The organism is Micromonospora sp. NPDC047521, assembly GCF_055587305.1.
On record NZ_JBVJGN010000001.1, the window covers coordinates 365,197 to 380,151 of the forward strand.

The 14,955-nt window shown below is 71.2% G+C and carries 13 protein-coding genes; 4 read left to right on the forward strand and 9 right to left on the reverse strand.

What is annotated here, in order from left to right; translation table 11 throughout:
• Positions 1-3: 3 nt before the first annotated feature.
• From ACZ6N8_RS01720 to ACZ6N8_RS01740, 5 genes are all read right to left on the reverse strand, one after another.
• Positions 4-1,245 carry a copper amine oxidase gene (locus ACZ6N8_RS01720; protein WP_466006885.1) on the reverse strand — a complete coding sequence of 414 codons (1,242 nt, stop codon included), beginning with the start codon at positions 1,243-1,245 and terminating at the stop codon, positions 4-6.
• Between the two features lie 20 nt (positions 1,246-1,265).
• Positions 1,266-2,078 (reverse strand): hypothetical protein, encoded by an 813-nt coding sequence (locus tag ACZ6N8_RS01725; RefSeq protein ID WP_466006886.1) that lies wholly within the window; start codon positions 2,076-2,078, stop codon positions 1,266-1,268.
• Between the two features lie 14 nt (positions 2,079-2,092).
• Positions 2,093-2,311: a hypothetical protein gene (locus tag ACZ6N8_RS01730; RefSeq protein ID WP_466006887.1), complete on the reverse strand. Its 219-nt coding sequence runs from the start codon at positions 2,309-2,311 to the stop codon at positions 2,093-2,095.
• Between the two features lie 88 nt (positions 2,312-2,399).
• Positions 2,400-2,597, reverse strand: a complete 198-nt coding sequence (locus ACZ6N8_RS01735) for a hypothetical protein (protein ID WP_466006888.1) — start codon at positions 2,595-2,597, stop codon at positions 2,400-2,402.
• Between the two features lie 28 nt (positions 2,598-2,625).
• Positions 2,626-6,006 carry an RHS repeat-associated core domain-containing protein gene (locus ACZ6N8_RS01740; protein WP_466006889.1) on the reverse strand — a complete coding sequence of 1,127 codons (3,381 nt, stop codon included), beginning with the start codon at positions 6,004-6,006 and terminating at the stop codon, positions 2,626-2,628.
• Between the two features lie 265 nt (positions 6,007-6,271).
• Here ACZ6N8_RS01740 and ACZ6N8_RS01745 point away from each other — a divergent pair, with 265 nt between their 5' ends.
• Positions 6,272-6,709 carry a VOC family protein gene (locus tag ACZ6N8_RS01745; RefSeq protein ID WP_466006890.1) on the forward strand — a complete coding sequence of 146 codons (438 nt, stop codon included), beginning with the start codon at positions 6,272-6,274 and terminating at the stop codon, positions 6,707-6,709.
• A gap of 51 nt (positions 6,710-6,760) precedes the next feature.
• Here the strand turns inward: ACZ6N8_RS01745 and ACZ6N8_RS01750 are convergent, their stop codons facing one another.
• From ACZ6N8_RS01750 to ACZ6N8_RS01760, 3 genes are all read right to left on the reverse strand, one after another.
• On the reverse strand, positions 6,761-7,960 hold the full coding sequence (locus ACZ6N8_RS01750; protein WP_466006891.1) for a hypothetical protein: 1,200 nt from the start codon (positions 7,958-7,960) through the stop codon (positions 6,761-6,763).
• Positions 7,961-8,060: 100 nt separating this feature from the next.
• Positions 8,061-8,594, reverse strand: a complete 534-nt coding sequence (locus tag ACZ6N8_RS01755; protein ID WP_466006892.1) for a WapI family immunity protein — start codon at positions 8,592-8,594, stop codon at positions 8,061-8,063.
• A gap of 45 nt (positions 8,595-8,639) precedes the next feature.
• Positions 8,640-9,782 (reverse strand): hypothetical protein, encoded by a 1,143-nt coding sequence (locus ACZ6N8_RS01760; RefSeq protein WP_466006893.1) that lies wholly within the window; start codon positions 9,780-9,782, stop codon positions 8,640-8,642.
• Between the two features lie 236 nt (positions 9,783-10,018).
• Here ACZ6N8_RS01760 and ACZ6N8_RS01765 point away from each other — a divergent pair, with 236 nt between their 5' ends.
• Both ACZ6N8_RS01765 and ACZ6N8_RS01770 read left to right on the forward strand, forming a co-directional pair.
• Complete coding sequence (locus tag ACZ6N8_RS01765) at positions 10,019-11,572, forward strand: gluconokinase (protein ID WP_466006894.1); 1,554 nt, start codon at positions 10,019-10,021, stop codon at positions 11,570-11,572.
• Between the two features lie 52 nt (positions 11,573-11,624).
• Positions 11,625-13,160, forward strand: coding sequence for a GntT/GntP/DsdX family permease (locus ACZ6N8_RS01770; RefSeq protein WP_466006895.1), 1,536 nt, complete (start codon positions 11,625-11,627; stop codon positions 13,158-13,160).
• 8 nt (positions 13,161-13,168) lie between these two features.
• Here ACZ6N8_RS01770 and ACZ6N8_RS01775 read toward each other — a convergent pair whose 3' ends face one another.
• Positions 13,169-13,453, reverse strand: a complete 285-nt coding sequence (locus ACZ6N8_RS01775; protein ID WP_387112157.1) for a putative quinol monooxygenase — start codon at positions 13,451-13,453, stop codon at positions 13,169-13,171.
• Between the two features lie 156 nt (positions 13,454-13,609).
• Between ACZ6N8_RS01775 and ACZ6N8_RS01780 the strand changes: the two genes are divergently transcribed.
• Complete coding sequence (locus ACZ6N8_RS01780) at positions 13,610-14,950, forward strand: serine hydrolase (protein ID WP_466006896.1); 1,341 nt, start codon at positions 13,610-13,612, stop codon at positions 14,948-14,950.
• Positions 14,951-14,955 lie beyond the last annotated feature (5 nt).

Below are 14,955 nucleotides of genomic sequence, written 5' to 3' on the forward strand. Positions count from 1 at the left end.
GGGTCACGGCCTGCCGTTCACCGAGGCACGGACGCTGGGCGCCAGCGGGTTGGTGGCGGTCAGGTCGCGCGGCACCAGGTCGAAGCCCTGCCAGTGCACGGGCATCGGGCTTTGGTCCTCGTCGCGCGGCATGTGGTGGAAACCGACCCGGACCCAGGCCACCGGATCTGTCAGCGGCTCGCCGTCGACGTACTGGAGGATCGAACGCCCGGGGCACTCCGGATCGATGTTGAACGTCGCGAAGCGTTCGCAGCTCCGCTGCTGGGTGAACGTCACGTCCGGAACGGTCTCGGGGCGCGCCTCGTAGACCTCAGCGGCGCCGAGGTCGATCTCGTAGGACCGGGGGTGCCCGTCACTGTTCGGGGTGCTCGGGCTGGCGACCCGCCACCATCGGCGGTTCGCGGACCGAAGGTTCGCCTCGACGCTGATGTCCGTACGGGTGGTCGCCAGGATCGGGGAGCGCCGGCCCTGGTCGCCGGTTGGTGCCGTGTCGTACTGCTCGATCCGCTCCTGACCCCCGCCGGCGAGGTCGAAGTCGACCCGCCAGAAGGCGTTGTGGTGGTGGGCGGTGGCGTAGTCGGTCTGGCCGGGGCCGATCGGCCAGCCCGCCCGGGAGATCGTGTAGTCGTTGGGCGACAGGTCACCGGTCGCGCCCAGCCGGGCGGTGACACGGCCGTTGTCGGCGAGACGGTACTCGGTGACGTACTCGTACCAGCCGACCCTGGAGACCGCGCGGAGCACCAGGTCGTGGCCCTGACGGGTGAGCACCTGGCCGGAGTCCGTGTCCAGCGAGCGCTGCGCCGGGCCGAGGTCGTCGACGAGTACGCAGAGCACCCGGGCCCCCGGCTCTCCGGCGCCGCTGTAGGTGGCCCGGCGCGACCCGTTAGGGCATTCCTTCGGTGCCAGCGGCTGCACCGCCCCCCCGCCGAAGCCGAAGGAGGTGATGTCGTTCCACTCTGTCATGCCCGAGTCGTAGGGGACGTTGAGCTGGGCGAGGGTGATGGACGTCAGCACCGGCAACCGTTCGGGTCGCCCTTTGAAGGTGACCGCCACCTGCTCCAGCACCAGACCGGTCCGTGCGTCGATGCGCCAGCAGAGCTGCCAGCGGGTGCCGCCGGGCAGCGTTTCGCGCACCATCGCACCGTCCCCGCACTGTCCGGTGGGCGGCGCCGTCCGGCCCGGTGCGGCTGACCCGAGCGTGGTCAGGGCCAGCACAGCGGTCAGTGCGATCGTCAGCTTGCGCATCACGTCCCCCGGGTATCCGTTCAGCCGAGCCGGACGACTGCGCGCCCGGACAGGTCCACCACGACGTCGGTCAGGTCCAGGTACGGCTGCCCGGGCGGGCGGGGCAGGAGCATCAGGCAGCGGTGCTCGCCGCACGTGTCGGCTGCGGCGCCACCCTGCGCCTTCGGGCCGCCGCCCTGGGCCACGAAGACCTGCGCCTCCACCGCGAGCTGGCCCGGCGAGGTGAACTCCGTACCGGTGTCCGTCCGGAAGCGTTGCCGCAGCAGCTCGGCGGCCGGGTCGGCGAGCAGCAGGGCGAGCGCGGTCTCGGTTTCCCGCGCGGTGGCGGGTGGCTGCATCCCTGTCGCGGAGAAGGTGGCCTCGACCCGTCCGGCGGACACGTCGACGACGCGTTTGACGAGCTGATCGGTGGCGTAGTCGTACAGGAGGACGTCCGCGCGCCGCCGCTCGGAGCCGGACGGGTCGGCAAGCTCGACGGAGAGCAGTTCCGGCCCGGCGGCGCCTGTCACGTCGCGGGTCTGGCCGGACAGCGCCGGATCGGTGGCGACCCGAGTGGCCAGCGCGATCTCCGTAGGTGTCAACGGATCGCGCCCGGAGCCCTCCGCGGGGACCGCACCCGGGGTGGGATCGGAGACCAGGGGCATTTCCCCACCCGGGCCGGCGACCGCCACGCCGGGCGATGCCGACCGGAGCAGCCAGCCGGCCAGGGTGAGGGTGATCAGGGCGATCAGGACGGCCGTCAGGCGACGGCCCGCTCCGGCCCGGTCGTGCCCGTGCAGGGCCCGCTGGAGGCCGATCGGATCGGACGGTTTCCCGTCGGCCGGTTCGGACATGAGGACCTCCTGATTCAGGGCTTGCTGGCCCGCCGACGGCCCCGGGCCAACGACCATCCCGCCAGGACGCAGACGCCGAGGCAGAGCAGCACGACCACGACCCGGGTCACCCGCTCGGCGGTGCCGTCGACGCCGGTCAGCAGTGGCACCCCGACCGCCACGGCGATGAAGAACGGCAGCAGGGTGGCGAGCCAGAGGTTCGCCGTACGCATGTCGAGTTTCTTGGGTTGCACCGCGACTCCCGGAAATGGGCCGCCGCACGGGCGGCAGGGGTTTGGCGTGCCGGCCGGGTCAGCGACCCGGCCGGCACGCCGTCGATCCTCAACGCCGACGGAGCGGGAGGAACCTCGCCAGCAGCCAGACCGTGACGACGACTACCGCCACCGCGATGCCGCTGCCGAGCCGGTCGCGGGCCGCCGAGACCGCCAGGATGGCGGCGATCACCAGGGCCACCAGGGCTGCGGAGAGCAGCCGGCCGGCTCGCGGGGAACCGTTTCCGGATGTACGCCGCTCAGTCATGACCGCCCCCCGCATCGTCGGCCGTCCATCATTTCATTCCGGCGAGCTTGGCGCTTGTCGCCCAACCGCCGAGCGCACCGAACGCACCGCCGATGGCACCCTCGACCGCGGCCTCACCCCAGTTCACGCTGCCGTCCTCCTGGTAGGAGGAGACCATCGCGCTGAAGAAACCAGCAGCCGCGCCGCCGGCCGCGCCGGCGACGATGGGATTGCCGCCCGACAGGCCCCACGCGGCGGTACCCACGATGAAGCCCACCGCGCCGCCGACCACCGCCGACTCCCAGCTCAGCCCGGTCCCGTCGACGTAGTTCACCGGGTTGTCAGCGGCGTACGCGTAGCGGTTCCCGCTGGCCGGGTCGCCGATCCGGTTCACGCTGTCCTGCTGGGTGAAACGCCCGGTATTCGGGTCGTACCAGCGCTTGCCGAACTTGATCCAGTCGCCGGTGCGCAAACCGCCTGCGAAACCGATCGGCTGGTACGTCACCACCGGATCGTTTGCGGTGACGTTTGTCGTGCGGCCGTACGCGTCGTACGTGTAGTGGCCGGCCAGGCTGCCGTTCTCGTTGATGATGGACACCACCGAGCCGAGCCCGTCGAGCACGTAGAAGTAGTCGGTCCAGTCGTAGGTCTTCTTCGACAGCACCCGAACGCCGACCGGGTCGCCTCGGCCGTCACGCTCGAAGTAGTGCATGTCGTAGTTCTCCGCCTGGTAGCGGTCCAGGCTCGGCTGGCCCTGCTGGTTGACCCGACCCCAGTCGTAGTAGGCCTGGGTGTCGTTGTCGTCGTGCTGGTAGAACGACTTCAGCTCGACCTGGTCCAGGCCGCTGTACTCGTAGTCGACCATCTGCCCGGCGCTGTTCTTCTTACCGGTGGTCTGCCCGGCCGCGTTGTAGGTCGCCCCCGGGGTCACCGAGCCGTTGGTCTGGTTGCCCGCCCCGTCGTAGCTGTAGCCGCTGGTGGTGATCTGGTTGGCGGAGTTGAACGTCAGACGCTGCGTCTCGGTGCCGTTGAGCTTCACCGAGGTGCGGTTGCCGTTGCTGTCGTACGTGTAGTCGTAACTCCCGCTTGCCAGGTTGGTCGCCTTGGTCAGCCGGTTGCTGCGGTCGTACGTGTACGCCTGCACCACACCGCCCCGGTGGTGTTCGGTCTGCCACTGGCGCAACCCGGTGTCGTCCGCCTTCGCCGTGGAGCAGGCGGCGGTGCCGACTCGCTTGGCGTAGCAGTAGGACACGTCGTAGACGAGGGACTCCCGGTCGGTGCCGGAAATCCGTTCCCAGCGCTTGGTGGTGGTGCGGGTGATCCGACCCGAGTTGTCGTACGTCACGTGGGTGTGGGCGCTGACCGCCGGGCCGCTCCCGGGGATCATCTTCGTGTCGGTGCGCCGACCCTCGTCGTCGTAGGAGAACGTGTACTCCGTCCAGTCGTCGACGACCATCTTGGAGAGGAGGTTGCGCTTGTCGTAGGTGTATTCGGTGGCACCGCGCGAGGCGTCGTAGAGCTTGGTCAGATTGCCCACCGGGTCGTAGGTGTACTGCGCGGGCAGCCACTCGTCGCCCCGCTGCACCAGGCGGTTGAGCCGGTCGTACACGAACGTCTCGGAGCCGACGGCGTCGTCGCGGACGGTCATGTTGCCGGATCCGTCGTACTCGAAGTCCACCGGGTGGGTGCCATCGGAGAAGCTGACCCGGGTGGTCCGGTCGTCGAGGTCGTAGTCGTAGGTGAGCGTCCGACCGCCGCCGTCGGACGCGGTGCGGATCCGGCCGAAGGCGTCGTAGGTGAACGTCTTCTTGCCCAGGCTGTTGCCGGTCGGCGGAGTGATCGACGTGAGCTGCTTGTCACCGTCGTAGCCGTAGCTGCTCGAATTGCTGCCGTTGTTGGGGTCGGTCGCGGTCTTCACAGTGCCGTCGCTGTTGTAGTCGACCTTCGCGTCCGCCGCCTCGGCATCCTTGCTGGAGGTTTTGTTGCCGGCGCCGTTGTAGGTGTAGGTGCTGCTGTTCTGCTGGCTGTCGGTGCTCGACGACGGCTGGAAGTTGCCTGTCGGGTTCGTCGGCGTCGCGGCGTTGCCGTAGCTCGCCGAGGCGCCCGCGCCTGTCGGCGAGGCGGTCTGGGTCAACGACTGCCCGCTGTTCGCGCCGTACGTGCTGGAACTCGTCTGCCCCATGGCGTCCGTGGAGGTGGCCACGTCGTGGTAGGGGGTGTACTCCCGGTCCCGCTCGTTCCCCTCCGGGTCGACGGTCTTCGTGATCCGTTTGTCGTCGTTCACTGTGTACGTCGTGTGCGCGACGTCGCCGACCCGCTTGGTCAGGTCGGTGTTGGCGTCGGCGACCTTGGTCTCCGTCGCCGAGAGGTACGCCCACCGCGTGATCGCCAACCTGCCGTCAGGGTTGTCGGTCGACTCGTTCTGGATGACCCGGGTCACCGCGGCGACCCGGTGCTGGCTGTCGTAGTCGATCCGGGTCTCGGTACCGGGCTCGGAGGCCTGCCCGGTGAGCACCTTGGCGACGCGCTGCGAGGAGTCGTAGCTGAACTTCACCGCGTGGCCCGAGGACGGCAGGATCTGGGTGAGGTTGCCCGCGGCGTTGTACGAGTACTGCACCTGGCGGGCGTTGACGGCGTCCACGGACTGCACGAGGCGGGTGATCCGGCCCTTGCTGTAGGTGACCGTCACCGTACGGGCGCCGGTGCTGCCCCGATCCGAGGTGACCTTGGTGAGCTGGCCGGACCCGTCGTAGACGTAGTCGGTGACGTTGTCGTTGCGGTCCTCGACCTTGTCCAGCAGGCCGGACGAGGTGAAGTAGAGGTCACGCCCACTCTCGTGCTCGGTGAGCTTCCACCCGTCGCCGTCGCGCCGGAGGGTGGCCTTGAACTCCTTGGGCGTGTCGTAGCCGCTGCCCGCCACGGTGAAGCGACCCACCACGCCGTCGGCGGCGACGTAGGTCACCGAGTCGTCGTCGGCCTTGATCAGCTTCAGGTCCGGTGCGCCGCGTGACCGCCAGCCGCGCCCGTGGGCGCCGACGTCCAGGTCGCTTCCGACGAGAAGGCTGTTGAACGCGGTGCCGAGCGCCAGGTTGTCCTTCAGGCCCGGCAGGACGAGGTCGGTGGTCTGGAGGAGCAGGTTGCCCGAGCCGGCGTTGACCTGCAACTTGACCCGGTCGCTGAGGTCGAAGCTGGTGAAGGTGGCGTTGCGCTGGGGGCCGGTGCCCTCGGGCACCTCGATCGGCCCGGCCAGCATCGAGACCCGGCCGCTGTTGGGGCCGAGGACCACCTTGCCCTTGCCCGGAGATCCTGGCTGGGCCGGAGCCGACGGTGCCCGGCCGGTGGGTTTCGGGTCCGCGGCCGCCGGTGCGACCGGAACAGCAAGCATCGCGGCGGATACCGCCGCGATGGTGAGCATGCTGAGATGACGCATTGTCAGTGTTCCTCCCCCGTTTGGCTGACAACGACGGAGAAGACAATCCCAGGTGTGGGGCGCAATTACTTGCTTCAATACAAGTAATTCATTTCCTTGAATTTATGGCGCCACGGGGCCACGCGGGTCGACACTCGAGTGCTATGCGGGGGTACAGGTCATGGCGCATCACTCGAATACGTCGAGCCCCGCTTTTCCGGACGAAAATGTCCAACGTCGACACCACCTGCCACACCTGCGGGCAGCCGCGGGCTAGGTTACGACCATGGAGCAGCGGATCAGCCTGGTCACCCTCGGGGTCACGGACGTGGCCCGTGCGAAGGCGTTCTATGAGCAACTCGGCTGGCGGGGCCAGGAGGTCGAGGAGACGGTCTTCTTCCAGGCCGGCGCCCTGGCGCTCGTCCTCTGGGGCCGGGACAAGTTGGCCGCCGACGCGGGTATCTCCGACCAGGGCAGCGGGGGCTTCGGCGGAATGGCCCTCGCCCAGAACGTCCGTTCGCGCTCGGAGGTCGACGAGCTCATGGCCACCGCGGCCAGGGCGGGCGCGGAGGTGACCCAACCGGCGCGGGAGACGTTCTACGGCGGCTACGCCGGCTGTTTCGCGGACCCGGACGGCCACGTGTGGGAGATCGCCTGGAACCCCGGCTTCCCCCTCGGGCCCGACGGCGCCCTGACAGTCCCCGATTTCAACGCCGCAGCCTGACAGGGCACACGACGCCGCCACCCCGGTCGCGGAACGGGAGCTGACGGACCGTCACGGTGCCGTGGACGGGCAGAGCAGCCTGTCCAATAGCGGGAGCTGAAGAGGGTCCAGGCAGACCGTCACGAGCGTGGAATCGGACGGCGTCGGGCTCGGGGCGGGGGCGGTAGGCGTGGCCGAGGCGCTGGGCGTGGGGAGCGGCGGTGTGGGCGAGGCCGTCAGCGCCGGGCCGGGGGGCGGCACCGCCGGGGCTGGCGGTACGGCCGATGGAGCCGGGCGAGACGCCCTGACGACCGGCCGGGCCGGCGCACTCGGTGCCGCACGCTCCACCACCCCGACCGAAGGCCGTACCGGCACCACCGGCACGGCCGGCCCGATTGGGGAGGCCGGCCCGCCGGGCAGAACGGGCCCGCCGGGCAGAACCGGGCCGATGGGGCGCGCCGGCACCTGGACGTGCACGGCCGCCGGCACGTCCACCACCGGGATCGCCTGCGCCGAGCGCCCGTCCTGGTCCGACCCGAAGGCACCGGGTCCCAGGGTCGCGATGACCGCCGCCGTGACGGCGGCGACGGCGGTGACCCGGCGGTCGGGGCGTACCGCCGTCGGCGGCGCCTCGTCCGGCCCCGCCATCGGCGGCGGTGTGGGTCGGGCATCCTGGTGGGCCGAGAGCAGCCCGTCGACCTGCGCGGTGAGGGCGGCGCGATCTCCGGTGGCCGCGAGGGTGAGGTAGAAGCGGAAGTTCGCCACCGCGCTCGCCGGCACCAGCAGCCCGGACAGTCGACTGTGGTCGGGCAGCAGGGTGACCGGCACGTCGGGGTGGTGGGCGGCGCCGACCAGGTCGGCGTACCGCCACTCGCGTCTGTGCTCCCGGCCGGCGAACGCCACCCGGCGGCTGGTCACGACGGCCAGGCCGGTGTCGACGAGCCGCAGGCCCGCCGGCAGGGAGCCGCCGGGCGTCTCGCTGAAGGTGCACGGGCCGGGCGTGGGTAGCCCGGGGATGTGCCGCGCCTCGGCCTCGACCAGTTCGGCGACGGGGACGACGCGGAAGACGAGTTCGTCGTGGTCGAGGTCGACCGGGAGGCCGGTGCGGGGCTGCGTACACCCGAGAAAGCCGGCGGCTTCGATGCGGAGCCGGACCAGGTGGTCGTTGCGGCGCAGCCAGGCGTCGGTGGCGTCGCGGTACGCGCGCCGACGCCGCTCGTTCTCTCGCTCGGCCCAGGCGATCCGCCACGGGGACGACGCCAGTGAGGTCACGGTCACACGCGGTACAACCGCTCATGTACGTGACAGGCAACGCGGACGCGATCGATGCTCCCCTTTGGTCCCGAAAGGAGAGAATTGCAGATATGACCGGTCAGCCGGCCCGTCTCCGGTGCGGCAGCGGGCCTTCGGCCGGGAACCGCGACCGGACCCGCGGCGGGTACGCCTCACAGTGCGCCACCCACTGCTCGGCGGCGACGGCGAGGGCGTCCGCGGAGACGGTGAGGATCAGCGGGTAGACGGCGGTGACCGGGCGGCGCATCCACGGCGGCAGCGACTCGGCGGAGAACTCGACAGTCAACTCCAGCCGACGGCGGCGGATCATCCGGGTCCGCAGAGCCAGGTTGGGTTCGGTGAAGCGGACCGTGGCCGGCGGACAGTCCGGCCCGAGCGCCGCCGACGCCTGCCCGTGCAGCCAGCCGCCGAGCGCCCGGGCCTCCTCGACCATCAGGCTCGGGTAGTGGTGTGACCAGGTCTGGCCGTCGGCGGTGCGCGCGTCGACCTCGATGAGCAGCCAGTCCCGCCAGCCCGGCGCGACCCGGTCGGGCTCGTCGGGCGGGTCGATGCCGGGCTGGTAGCCCACCGGGCGGATCCTCACCCGGGCACCGTCGTCGGACCGGATCTCCACCCGATCATTCTCGCCGACCGAAGGGGACGTTCGCCCCCAAATCGGTCACTTCGAGATGGTACGACGTACACCTCGATGGTCGGCGCAGGCGTTGGACCGGCCGCCGGTCAGGCTCACCGAACCGTCCCGGCACTGCACGAGGTAGCCGCGACCGGCCCAGAACTCAGGCACGCAGTCGAACCAGTCGCAGACCTCGGCGGCGGGCCTGCGGATCCGGGTGCCGCCGCAGAAGTCGTACCCCAGGGGGTTCTCCGGCGCGCCGCAGCGCGCGTCGCGGCTCGTGCTCGGCGAGGGGCGTGGTGATTTCGTCGGCTTCGGCGCGGTGCTGCGCTTGGGCGACACCGGGTGGATCAGCGCGGGGGCCGAGCTGGGCGTGGACGCCGGGGTGGCGGCGGCGGCCACCTCCGCGCCACCTGTCGGGTCGGACGGGTCCGACTCGATAAGCGCCGCCGGCACCAGCAACGCGACGGCCGCCGCCACCGCGACGGTCCGCCGCCCACCTGGCACCCGCGCGGTCAGCCGGGCCTGCGCGGGCGTGGCCACGGCCGGCCGGAACGGCTTGAGCTGGGCGTGCTCGGCGATCAGCTCGTCGAGTTGGGCGAGCACCGCGGCGCGCTGTTCGATCGCGTCGGCGAACGCCAGCGTCAGCTTGAACCGGAAGTCCGGCGCGGCGTCGGTGGGCAGCAGCAACCCGGAGGTGCGCCGCCGGTCGAGCACCTGGATCAGGGTGACAGGCGCCGTCGGGTCGTGGGCCAGGCCGGTCATCCGGCCGTACGCCCAGTCACGCCGGCCGCGTCCGCCGAGCAGCACCAGGCGGCGGCTGGTGATGACCGCCATTCCGGCGTCGGTGACGCGTACGCCGTCCGGACGGCGTGGACGCAGCGGCGCGTCCGGTGGGGCGACTGTGAGGTCCGGCGCGGGCAGGACTGTGGTGTGCCGCACCTCGACGAGTTGCGCGGCGGGCAACGCCCACAGCACCACCTCGTCGGCGGCCAACTCCAGGGGGAGGCCCTCGCCGGCCGCGGCGGAGCCCTGGAAGTCGGCGGCAAGGGCGCGTAGTCGCCGTAACTCGTCGTCCCGGCGGCGCCAGGCCGCCTCGGCGCCACGGTACGTGCTGACCCGCCGCACGTTCTGCCGGTGCGCCCACCGGTACCGCCACGTGGAACCCGTCGAATCAGTCTTTGCCACGCCGACTCCTTCGCCGCGTAGGCCACCAATCTGGGGTGTCACAGTGTTAACAGGGCCGGCGCGCCGCCCGGACACGCCAGAACGGACGAAATATCCGATCGGCGGAGCAACCAGCACGATAGGCCGATACTGCTGCGTCGATTCGCCGTGCCGTGCGGAGCGGTCCCCGTCTCGGTAACGTCAGCCGCAGCCGGGTGGCGACGCCGCCGCACCGCCGTACCGAGGGGGTGAGGGTCGTGCCGGACGACACCCGGCCCGCCGTTGTCATAGGCGTGGACATCGGCACCACGAGCACCAAGGCCGTCGCGTACGACACCGAGGGCCGGGAGCTCGGCAGCCACTCGGTCGGCTACCCGCTGAACGACCCGCAGCCCGGATACGCCGAACAGGACCCGCAGCTCATCCTCGAGGCGGTGCTCAAGTCGACAAGCATGGTCGTGGCGGAACTGGTCGAACCGGTGGCCGGGCTGTCGTTCAGCTCCGCGATGCACAGCCTCATCGGCCTCGACGCGGACGGCAACCCGCTCACCCCGTCGGTCACCTGGGCCGACTCCCGGTCGACCCGACAGGCCGAGCGACTGCGGGCGGTGCCGTCCGGCCTGGCGCTGCACAGACGTACCGGCACCCCGATCCACCCGATGTCGCCGCTGCCCAAGCTGCTGTGGTTCGCCGAGCAGGAGCCGAAGCTCTTCGAACGCGTCGCGCACTGGGTCGGCATCAAGGACTGGGTGCTGCTGCGGCTCTGCGAGGCGCTCGTCGTCGACCACTCGGTCGCCTCGGCCACCGGCCTCATGGACATCCACCGGCTGGAGTGGGACAGCGAGGCGCTCACCATCGCCGGCATCACCGAGGAGCAACTCCCCCAGCTGGTCGGCACCACGGCGGTCCTGCCCGGTCTCACCGCGCAGGCCGCGGCGGTGACGGGCCTGCCGCAGCGCACCCCGGTGGTCGTCGGCGCCGGCGACGGACCCCTGGCGAACCTGGGCCTCGGCGCGGTCCACCCGGGCATGGTGGCCTGCTCGATCGGCACCAGCGGGGCGATGCGGGTGATGGTCGAGCAGCCGAGCGTGGATCCGCTCGGCGGGGTGTTCTGCTACGCGCTGACCGAGGACAGGTGGGCCGTCGGCGGCGCCATCAACAATGGCGGCATCGTGCTCAAGTGGGCAGGCGAGGCGCTCGCCCCGGACCTCGGCGAGCACTCCGAGGAGGAGCTGGTCGCCCTCGCCGCCCGGGCACCGGCGGGCTCGGGTGGGCTCATCATGCTTCCGTACCTGCACAGCGAGCGGGCGCCGCACTGGAGTGCGCTGCCGCGCGGCGCGTACGTCGGGTTGACCCACGGGCACCGCCGCGAGCACCTGATCCGGGCCGCGCTGGAGGGGGTCTGCCAGCAGCTCGCGCTTGTGCTCGCCTCGGTACGCGCGGCCGGCAACGAGGTTCGCGAGATCCGCGCCGGTGGCGGCTTCGCCCGCAGCGGCCTGTGGCGGCAGATCCTCTCCGACGTGCTCGGCCTTCCGGTGAGCTTCCCGGCCGCGCACGAGGGGTCGAGTTTCGGCGCGGCGCTGCTCGGCATGCAGGCGCTGGGCCTGATCCCCAGCATCGACGTCGCCGCCGACCTCGTCCGGATCGAGGAGACGGTCCACCCCGACCCGGCCGCCTCCGCCACGTACGCGTCGCTGCTGCCGCTCTTCGCCGAGCTGTACGACGCGCTGGTGCCCACCTTCACCTCGATGCGCCGGCTGGCACCCGGCCTGTCCGCGGAAGCCGAACCCTCAGCTGGACCCCCGATGTGATCCTTCGGCCGGCCCGTCTCGGGCCGACCCCGTCCCGAAGGTCGTGATCCCCGTGCCCCCACCCCCCGCCCTCGCCGCACCGTTGACCACCCTCGTCGCGCCTGCCGAACCGGTGACCACCGCCGGTGACGCCCAGCTCGTCGTCGCCGCCCTGCTCGGTATCGCGGCAGTGGTGCTGCTGATCGCCTGGGCGAAGGTGCACCCGTTCCTGTCGCTGATCCTCGGCGCGGCGGTGCTCGGCGTGGTCGCCAGCGTCGCGCCCGACAAGATGATCACCTCGTTCACCGCCGGGGTGGGTTCGACGGTCGGCGGCGTCGGGTTGCTGATCGCCCTCGGCGCGATGATCGGCGGCCTGCTCGCCGAGTCCGGCGGCGCGGACGGCATCGTCGGCCGGATCGTCAACCGGGTCTCCGGCCGGGCGCTGCCCTGGGCGATGGCCGGGGTGGCCGCGCTCATCGGGTTGCCGCTCTTCTTCGAGGTCGGCGTGGTGCTGCTGGTGCCGATCGTGCTGCTCGTGTCGATGCGCACCGACGTACCACTCATGAAGATCGGCATTCCGGCGCTGGCCGGCCTGTCGGTGCTGCACGGCCTCGTGCCGCCGCACCCCGGCCCGCTTGTGGCGATCTCCTCGCTCGACGCCGACCTGGGTCTGACGCTCGGGCTGGGCCTGCTCGTGGCGATCCCCACGGTGATCATCGCCGGGCCGGTGTTCGGCTCCGTCATCGCCCGGTACGTGCCGGCGACCGCGCCAGCCGCCCTGCTGCCCACCCGCCGCGACGACGGCCGGACGGCCGGGTCGGGAGCGGGAGCCGAACAGCGCGATGTGGATGGTGACCTGCTCACCGACGACGACCTGGTCAACCCGGGTGGGGGCCGGCCGGGCGCGCCGGTGGACGACAGCGGCACCGAGACGGCCCGGCGCACCCCCGCGTTCTGGCCGGCGGTGATCACCGTGCTGCTGCCGGTGGTGCTGATGCTGCTGAGGGCGATAGGCGAGCTGACGCTTGACGAGGGCACGGCGGGGCGCAAGACCCTGGACATCGTCGGTACGCCGATCGTCGCGCTGCTCGCCGGGGTGATCCTGGCGATGTTCACGCTCGGCTACCAGGCGGGGTTCAACAGGTCCCAGGTCTCGTCGGTGATCGGCGGTTCCCTGCCGCCGATCGCCGGCATCCTGCTGATCGTGGCGGCCGGCGGCGGGTTCAAGCAGGTGCTTGTGGACGCCGGGGTCGGCAACCTGGTCGCCGACGCCGCCAAGGACGCGAGCCTCTCCCCGCTGCTGCTGGGCTGGCTCGTCGCGGTCGGCATCCGCGTCGCCACCGGTTCGGCGACAGTCGCCACGATCACGGCGGCGGGCATCGTGGCGCCGCTCGCGGCGAGCATGGACCGGCCGGCTGTTGCCCTGCTGGCACTGGCGATCGGCTGCGGCTCGCTGTTCTTCTCGCACGTCAACGACGCCGGCTTCTGGCTGGTCAAGGAGTACTTCGGATTGACCGTGGGGCAGACCATCAAGAGCTGGTCGGTGATGGAGACGATCATCTCCGTGGTCGGCTTCCTGGGCGTACTCCTGCTCGACCTGCTGTTGTAGCGCCCGGGTCAGGCCGCCTCGACGCCGGAGATCAGGTAGCGACTGACGTCGGCGTCGAGGATGGCCGCCGTCTGCGGGTCGCTCGGCCCGGAGCCACGGAACGCCGCCAACTGCTCGGCGGACTCCCAGCGTTCGTAGACGTGGATCCGGCCCGGGTCGAGCGGGTCGGCCGCGAGCAGGAAGTCCAGACAGCCGGGGGTCGCGCGGGCCTGCGCGATGACCTGGTGACACCCGGCCAGGTAGTCGTCGCGCGCGCCCGGCTCGACACGCAGACTGCCAGCAATGATCAACATGGGCGTCCCTCGGGTCGGGTGATTGCTGATGCGCCTGATACCGCGGAGTCATATTTATACCGCTGAGGTATGTCACCCGAAGGGACATCGCCGCCCGGAGGGGTGACGGCGTTCCCGCTGGCCTCAGCGACCTCTCGCGCTTCTTATCGTGCAAACGTGAGGAAAAGCGACAAAAGTTCCGGCGTACGACTGAAGCTGCTGACGGCGGCGATCGCGCTCGCTGTCGTCGCGACGACCGGGCCGGCCACCGCCGACGACCCGGGTCGCGGGCCCGGCACGGATCCGGCGCAGCAGACCGAGCCGGGGTACGGCGGTGAGCCCGGCGACGACCAGGGCGACGAGCCCGGTGTGGACCCGACGCCGGAGCGGCCGCCGACCAGCGAGGTGTCGTGGTTGCCGTTCCCCGGCGGGGCGTTCGCGGTGGACCCGCTCGGGCGCACCGTGCGCTACCGCGCCTGCGACGGCGACACCGGCCGGGTCGCCGACCCGACCATGCGGGTGGCCTCCGGCGTGGCCAGCGGCGAGGTGACAGTCGACGGCAGACGGTTCCACTACCGGGTGCCCCTGGTCGGGCGTACCGAGGGCGCGCTCATCGTCTCCGGACCGCAGGCACAACCGGTGGAGCTGACAGGCGTGGTGGTCACCAGTCCGCAGCCGCCCACCGACCCGGTGGCCGGAGCCCGGCTGTTCCCACTCAGCGGGCAACTCGCCCGGGTCGTCGCCGACGCGAGCCTCAACCCGGCCGGAGCGACGGTCCGCGACCTGTCCGGCCGGTACGGCGATCAGCAGATCGCGGTCAACGGCTCGCTGCGCCCCAAGGCCGCAAGCGTCATCAAGCTGTGGATCCTCGTCGAGCTGCTCCGCCGGGTCGACTGTGGACAGGTGTCGCTCGACGAGGGCGTGCTGGTCACCCCGGCCGATGTGGTCGGCGGCACCGGCCAGCTCCAGTACGAGACGTTCCCGCAGGTGGTGACCCTGCACCGGCTCGCCAGATATCTGATCAAGTACAGCGACAACATCGCAGCGAACGTGCTGATCACCTACCTGGGCGGGTTCGCCCCGGTCAACGCCCTGATCGACTCGATGAACCAGCGGTCCACCATCCTGGCCCGCCGGATGCTCGACAGCGCCGCCGCCCAGCGCGGCGAGGAGAACTACACGAGCCCGGACGACGTGGTGTCCCTGCTCGGCGCGGTCTGGGACGGCGAGATCCTCACCCCCGCCTCCCGCGACCTGATGATCGGCTTCATGCGGGAGCAGACCCTGAACACCAAGATCCCGGCGGCGCTGCCACCAGGCGTGCCTGTCGCCCACAAGACCGGCGACCTCCCCGACGCGTCGCACGACGTCGGCTACTACCTGATCCCCGGCACCGAGACCGCAGTCGCGTTCCTCACCGCCGGGCCGATGGCCACCGGCGACGAGACGGTCCGCCGGATGGCCCGCACCGTCTACGACTTCCTGGTCACCCCCACCGAGGGCGCCGTCGAGGAGTGACAGGC

What these genes read in the sequence shown, in the direction of transcription:
- ACZ6N8_RS01720 (WP_466006885.1), bottom strand. Translation starts at nt 1,245, where the DNA reads ATGCGCAAGCTGACGATCGCACTGACCGCTGTGCTGGCCCTGACCACG.
- ACZ6N8_RS01725 (WP_466006886.1), bottom strand. Translation starts at nt 2,078, where the DNA reads ATGTCCGAACCGGCCGACGGGAAACCGTCCGATCCGATCGGCCTCCAG.
- ACZ6N8_RS01735 (WP_466006888.1), bottom strand. Translation starts at nt 2,597, where the DNA reads ATGACTGAGCGGCGTACATCCGGAAACGGTTCCCCGCGAGCCGGCCGG.
- ACZ6N8_RS01740 (WP_466006889.1), bottom strand. Translation starts at nt 6,006, where the DNA reads ATGCGTCATCTCAGCATGCTCACCATCGCGGCGGTATCCGCCGCGATG.
- ACZ6N8_RS01745 (WP_466006890.1), top strand. Translation starts at nt 6,272, where the DNA reads ATGGAGCAGCGGATCAGCCTGGTCACCCTCGGGGTCACGGACGTGGCC.
- ACZ6N8_RS01775 (WP_387112157.1), bottom strand. Translation starts at nt 13,453, where the DNA reads ATGTTGATCATTGCTGGCAGTCTGCGTGTCGAGCCGGGCGCGCGCGAC.